This window comes from Mesorhizobium sp. M7A.F.Ca.CA.002.04.1.1 (assembly GCF_004022805.1).
GTDB lineage: Bacteria > Pseudomonadota > Alphaproteobacteria > Rhizobiales > Rhizobiaceae > Mesorhizobium > Mesorhizobium ciceri.
In genome coordinates, this window is sequence record NZ_RZPL01000439.1 from 1 (window position 1) to 4,855 (window position 4,855).

At 63.0% G+C, this 4,855-nt stretch carries 7 protein-coding genes; 5 read left to right on the top strand and 2 right to left on the bottom strand.

Going from position 1 to position 4,855, the window contains the following annotated elements:
* Positions 1-273 precede the first annotated feature (273 nt).
* Complete coding sequence (locus ENZ75_RS21105; RefSeq protein ID WP_013529937.1) at positions 274-480, bottom strand: AbrB/MazE/SpoVT family DNA-binding domain-containing protein; 207 nt, start codon at positions 478-480, stop codon at positions 274-276.
* Positions 481-499: 19 nt separating this feature from the next.
* Entirely contained in the window at positions 500-1,618 is a 1,119-nt protein-coding gene (locus ENZ75_RS21110; RefSeq protein ID WP_013529936.1) for a hypothetical protein, read from the bottom strand.
* 102 nt (positions 1,619-1,720) lie between these two features.
* Between ENZ75_RS21110 and ENZ75_RS21115 the strand changes: the two genes are divergently transcribed.
* The 5 genes from ENZ75_RS21115 to ENZ75_RS21135 form a co-directional block, all read left to right on the top strand.
* On the top strand, positions 1,721-2,158 hold the full coding sequence (locus ENZ75_RS21115) for a DsrE family protein (protein WP_013529935.1): 438 nt from the start codon (positions 1,721-1,723) through the stop codon (positions 2,156-2,158).
* A 125-nt stretch (positions 2,159-2,283) separates the two neighbouring features.
* Positions 2,284-3,063 (top strand): SDR family oxidoreductase, encoded by a 780-nt coding sequence (locus tag ENZ75_RS21120; RefSeq protein WP_013529934.1) that lies wholly within the window; start codon positions 2,284-2,286, stop codon positions 3,061-3,063.
* Between the two features lie 62 nt (positions 3,064-3,125).
* A complete protein-coding gene (locus tag ENZ75_RS21125) occupies positions 3,126-3,434 on the top strand; it encodes a putative quinol monooxygenase (protein WP_063168863.1) in 309 nt (102 codons plus the stop codon).
* Between the two features lie 28 nt (positions 3,435-3,462).
* Entirely contained in the window at positions 3,463-3,708 is a 246-nt protein-coding gene (locus ENZ75_RS21130) for a type II toxin-antitoxin system Phd/YefM family antitoxin (protein ID WP_013529932.1), read from the top strand.
* Between the two features lie 91 nt (positions 3,709-3,799).
* A partial coding sequence (locus ENZ75_RS21135) for an AbrB family transcriptional regulator (RefSeq protein ID WP_164887905.1) occupies positions 3,800-4,855 on the top strand: 1,056 nt, incomplete at its 3' end.

Genomic DNA, 4,855 nt, shown 5'->3' on the forward strand with positions numbered 1-4,855 from the left:
TCACCATCCACGTCGAGCCCGACGACGAGGCCAAGCTGCCGAAGGGCACAACCGCCGTGCCGTTTGCCTGAGGCGATTTCCTGTAGCGACTTGGGAAAATTAACCGAAGCTTCTCGACTTCGTCATCCACGGGCGAAGCAGGAGCGAAGCTCCGTCGCGGAGACCCGAAGATCCATGCCGCGACCTTGTCCGTAGAGTGCAGCGGAACAGAATTCTGCACCGCAGCAGCGCTCAGATGTCACGCATGGATCCTATGGTCTGCGCCGCCAGTCTCTATCGGCCTTCCAAAGCTGCCTCAACAAAATCGTCGTCAAGTGGCCCGGTCAAACTGTCGAGCCAGACCCAATCCTGCGCAAGCGGTTCGAGAACGACCGCTCGGCCCTCGCGAAGGATTGAAATCTCGCCGGTATCGAAACGGTATTTCTTCGGCATGCGTACTGCTTGCGATCCGCCAGACCAAAAGACTTTTGCCTTATCCATTCGCGCCCTCCATTGAAGCTCAAGGCGAGCAGGCCGATTGCGGCATCGGCTGCAGCCGATAGACCTTGTCGTCGGATTTCGTCTTTCCGGCGTCCGCCTTCGAACACAGGTCGACGATTGCAAGCGCGCTGTTTGGGTTGGCCAGCATCATCGTGCCGTTGGCGCCACGCTTGAGGAAAATCTCCTTCTGCGCGATGTCGCAGGAGAAATTGCTCATCTTCGTGCTGGCCGCGCAGCGCCACTGGTCGGCTTCGCCCTGGCAGGAATAGGTCTGCGTCACCTTGGCCGATTTCTGCCGTGTGGTGACGGTAACGGCAATGTCGGCGCCGTCTGGCCAATTGGCGGTGTCACCGCCCGAGGCGAAGGACGCCAGTTCTACCTTGCCGCGGAAAACCCGGATCGACTGGGTGAGTTGATCGGGGTGCGAGCCGAGATGCGCTGCATCGTAGTCGCGCCCATAGCAGAACGCCTGGTCCGGCTTCAGCCGCTCGCGTAGCGGAGCTCCGAGCGCAGCGGCGACTGGGTCGATGCGCGCGAACTCCGCCTGGCAGGTCGCTGCCGGCATCGGGTCGAGGCGGAAATTGTCATCCTCCGAGCCGAGCGCCCGCCTGTCATATTCCGCTGCGCCAAGCTCCTCTTCTGATCCGGCATCGAGATAGATGTCGGGCTGCAGATCCGAGAGGAACAGCCGACCCTTGTCATCGACCTTCAGCGACGCAAGCGTCCGGTCGCATTCCATGCCGCAATGGACCGGGCCCGTCTTGCCGTCCTCGGAAGCATGATTGCACCAGCCGCCGGCCCATTCAGGCGACTTGGCGCCGCGCACGGTGGTGGCGATGAAGGCATTGTAGGACGTGTCGGAATTCCCGGTCGGTTCCTCGTTCGGCCGGCTGACCGGATCATGGCCGTAGTAGAAGAAGATCCGCGCCACCTTCTGCTTCGGGTGCGCCTTGAGATGCGCCCCATCATAGACGCGGCCGAAACAGGCATCAGCGCCGTTCGGACTGAGTTCGGTAAGCTTCAGCGCATCGTCGGCGGAGGCCGATCCGGCAAGCGCGCCGAGCAGCACGGCGCAAAACCCGGCGCCGGCAACCGTCTTCCATTCCCCCAACCCAAACGCCCATTCCTTCAACGCCATGTGACCTCTCCTCCGCATCGAAAGGACGCAACGGCAATTTATGCTAGTATTGCGGCTGGAGTCACGCAATTCGCGGTCAGCCGCCAAGCGGAGGAGGATGCCATGCGCCGGCGCGACATGTTCCGCACGGTTCTTGCCGGAACCGGAACGCTTCTCGGTCTGCGGGCAGCACAGGCAGCCGCCACCGAGCCCACAAGGCAAAAAGTCGCCTACCACTTGAGCGACACCGACAAGGTCAATTTCGTGCTCGGCAACATCAAGAACCATTATGAAGGCACCGGCGGCAAGGTCGACATCGTGCTGGTCGTGCATGGTCCCGCGCTCGCGGCCTTCAAGTCGAAAGGCATATCGGCCGCGATTTCCGGGCGCTTCGCCGGCCTGGTGCAGCAGGGATTGGAACCCCACGCCTGCGCCAACACCATGCACGGCATGGACATCACACTCCCCGACCTGCTCGCCGGATTTCATGCCGCCGACAAGGGCGGCGTCGTCAAACTCGCCGAACTGCAAGGCCAGGGTTACGCCTATCTGCGTCCGTAGAGCGGTTTGTTTGACGCAAATCCCCCGGGGAAAGCGCTCACACTTTTCCTTGAATTGCTCCAAGGCTTGAACACCGGGGTGGCAAGGGCCTACGAAGGGCAGGCAGACATCCCGGAGGAAGAACCGTGCCAGCCACCACACTCAGCATACCCGATCTTGCCGGCAAGGCAGTGCTGGTTACCGGTGCATCGACCGGCATCGGGGCGGCGCTCGCGCTGGCCTATGCAGCGCAGAAATGCAAGGTGGCGCTGCATTATAACTCGAGCCGCGACGCCGCCGAGAAGCTCGGCCTGACGATTGCCGACAAGGGCGGCGAGGTGTTTCTCGTCCAGGGCGATTTCTCCGTTGCCGCCGATGTCGAGCGCGTCGTCGAGGACAGTGCGCAATATTTCGGCCGCCTCGACGGGCTGGTCAACAATGCCGGCGGCATGCTCGGCCGCATCCCCTATGCCGAGCAGACCGAGGCGCATTACGATGCGGTGATGGACCTCAACGCCCGTTCGGTGCTGACTGCTTCGCGCAAGGCGATCCCGTGGCTGAAGAAACAGGGCGGCTTCATCGTCAACACCTCCTCGATCGCCGCCCGCAATGGTGCCGGCGGCGGCGCCGGGCTTTACGGCTCTGCCAAGGCTTTCGTCTCCAATGTGACGCGCGGCATGGCAAAGGAGCTGATCGGCTTCGGCATCCGCGTCAACGCGGTGGCGCCCGGCACCATTCTCACCCCGTTCCACGAGCGCTATTCGACCGACGAGCAGATCAAGGGCATGGTCGCCACCATTCCGCAGGGACGCGCCGGCACGGCGCAGGATTGCGTCGGCGCCTATCTGTTCCTCTCTTCCGACCTTCTCAGCGGCTACATCACCGGCCAGGTGATCGAGGTGAATGGCGGCCAGTTGATGCCTTGAACGGCTATCGCCATACTGGCGATCTGCACGCTCTTGTCGAAAACCTCAAAGGAGACAACGGAATGTACGGACTGATCGGCAAGATGCGGGCGTCGCGCGGCCAGCGCGACGCGGTCATGGACCTCCTGCGCGCCAGCACCGGCGCCCTGTCGGGCTGCCTGAGCTATATCATCGCGCGCGATCCCGCCGATGCCGACGCGATCTGGGTCACCGAAGTGTGGACCGACGCCGAAAGCCACAAGGCCTCGCTGCAGCTTCCCGAAGTCCAGGCAGCGATCGCCAAGGCGCGGCCGTTCATCGCCGGCTTCGAATTCCAGGTCGAGACCCACCCCGTCGGCGGCTTCGGCCTAGCCGACAGCAAGACGGGGTGAGTTCGATGCCAATTTTGAGGAGCAATCTTTGACGCAGACAGTAAACATTCGCGATGCGAAAGCTCATCTGTCGCGCCTTGTGAGACGTGCAGCCCAAGGCGAGTCGTTTGTTATTGCCAAAGCCGGCAAGCCGTTGGCCAGAATCGTGCCGATCGAACAGCCGACGCTGCAGGCGCGACGGGTCGGTTTTATGGCCGGCCAGTTTTCCGTCCCCGACGATTTCGACCGCATGGGTCGCAATGAGATCGAGCAACGGTTCAACGCCGGCTTGTGAGACCTGTTACTCGACACCTGGGCGGGTGAAACAATCATTTTTCTGTGAATCGCGGTTCGCATTTTTCGCCCTGCGGGTCTAAGAGCGAAACATGGATTCCTCGGCCGAGCAGCCCTCCCCGGACCTGCCCACACTCGAGCGCATGGCGCGGATGCGCAAGCTCTGGCAGTGGCTTGCCCTGCTGGTTGTTTCCTTGCTGTTTGCCGGCGCGCTGGAACTCGCCGCCCTGCCGGCGGCGCTGCTGATCGGGCCGATGCTGGCCGCCATCGTCGCCGGCACCAATGGCGCCACGGTGCGCGTGCCGCGTCTTCTGTTCGGCGCCGCCCAGGCGATCGTCGGCTGCCTCGTCGCGGCGTCGATCTCGGCCGACATCTTTCCGGTCTTCACCCAGGAATGGCCGCTGTTTCTCGGCGTCGTGGTGGCCACCGTCACAGCCTCCAGCCTGCTCGGCTGGCTGATCAGCCGCTGGCGCATCCTGCCCGGCACCACCGCCGTCTGGGGCTCGTCGCCGGGTGCGGCCACCGCCATGGTGCTGATGGCGGGTGCCTTCGGCGCCGATCAGCGGCTCGTCGCTTTCATGCAATATCTGCGCGTCATCTTCGTCTCGATGACGGCGGCACTCGTTGCCAAGATGTGGGTCGACACGTCTGAGGTCGAAATCCCCGCCATCGTCTGGTTTCCGCCGATCGATGCCCAAGCCTTCGCCGCCACCATCGGCATCGCGGTCGTAGGCGGCCTGGCGGGAAAGTTGTGCCGACTGCCCTCGCCCTTCTTCCTCGGCACCTTCATCTTCGGCACCGTCGTCCATCTCGGCTTGGGCGTGGAAATGCAATTGCCGCAATGGCTGCTGGCCGTCAGCTACGCCATGGTCGGCTGGTCGATCGGCCTGAACTTCACAAGGGCGATCCTGCGCCATGCGGCGCGCGCCTTGCCGCAGATCATCGCCTCGATCGTGGCCTTGATCGCCTTTTGCGGCGGCCTTGCCTTCATGATCAGCCATCTCCTGGGCATCGATCCGCTGACCGCCTATCTGGCGACCAGCCCCGGCGGCATGGACAGCATCGCCATCATCGCTGCAGCAGCGCAGAACGTCGACATCTCTTTCGTCATGGCGCTGCAATCAGCACGCTTCCTGATCGTGCTGCTG

Bases quoted from the DNA above. Each gene is read 5' to 3' on its own strand.
- ENZ75_RS21105 (WP_013529937.1), bottom strand. From the start codon at position 480: ATGGATAAGGCAAAAGTCTTTTGGTCTGGCGGATCGCAAGCAGTACGC.
- ENZ75_RS21110 (WP_013529936.1), bottom strand. From the start codon at position 1,618: ATGGCGTTGAAGGAATGGGCGTTTGGGTTGGGGGAATGGAAGACGGTT.
- ENZ75_RS21115 (WP_013529935.1), top strand. From the start codon at position 1,721: ATGCGCCGGCGCGACATGTTCCGCACGGTTCTTGCCGGAACCGGAACG.
- ENZ75_RS21125 (WP_063168863.1), top strand. From the start codon at position 3,126: ATGTACGGACTGATCGGCAAGATGCGGGCGTCGCGCGGCCAGCGCGAC.